The sequence below is a fragment of the Pseudomonas meliae genome (assembly GCF_001400515.1).
Lineage (GTDB): Bacteria > Pseudomonadota > Gammaproteobacteria > Pseudomonadales > Pseudomonadaceae > Aquipseudomonas > Aquipseudomonas amygdali.
On sequence record NZ_LJQT01000205.1, the window covers coordinates 1 to 719 of the forward strand.

The 719-nt window shown below is 61.2% G+C and carries 1 protein-coding gene; it reads left to right on the plus strand.

The annotated features are described in order from the left end of the window. The first annotated feature begins 6 nt into the window (after positions 1-6). A complete protein-coding gene (traO, locus tag ALO64_RS09155) occupies positions 7-687 on the plus strand; it encodes a conjugal transfer protein TraO (protein ID WP_456238960.1) in 681 nt (226 codons plus the stop codon). The last annotated feature ends 32 nt before the right edge of the window (positions 688-719 follow it).

Genomic DNA, 719 nt, shown 5'->3' on the forward strand with positions numbered 1-719 from the left:
TTCGGTGTGGACTCGGACAACAGCACCACGCCGGTGCTGGGCAAGCTGTCCGGGCCGTATGCCGGTGCTGTGCTCAAGGCACCCGAGGGCGCCAGGTTGGCCGGTGATGGTGTGGTGATCCACTTCACTGAAATGGCCTTCAAGGGCGTCAATTACAAAGTCGATGCCTATGCGCTTCAGGACGACACCCTGTTGGCCAACGTGGCTTCTGAAGTGAACCACCGCTACATGTCACGCATTGTGTTGCCAGCGGTACTGGGCGGCATTGGCAATATCAGCGACATGTACTCACAAGCCAATACTCAGGTCCTCAGCAATGGCTTTTCCACCCAGACCGCTCGACCAGGCATGCCGGATGGAACGGCGGNNGTCGCCGGTACCATTCTGGGCGGTGCCGCCGGCCAGGCGGCCAAAGTGCTGACGGATGATGCTGCTCGCACCCCGGCCACCCAGGTCAATGTGTTCAAGGGGCAGGTGGTCGCGATTCAGTTCATGCGAGGCGTATACGCAGGTGATGCCGTTGCCCCAGGGCGAAGCGGTGAAACGGTGCAACCTGCGGCTCCCGCTCAGGCCGTCATGTCGGCACAACCGCAGTCCCCATCCCAACCGCTGACGCCTGATCAATGGCGTGCGCAGACCCAGACGAGAATCCAGGCGCAGCGCAAGCTGCAGGAGAGTCAACAATGAGCGAGTTCAGTCCAGCAGAGCCCAAGGCATCA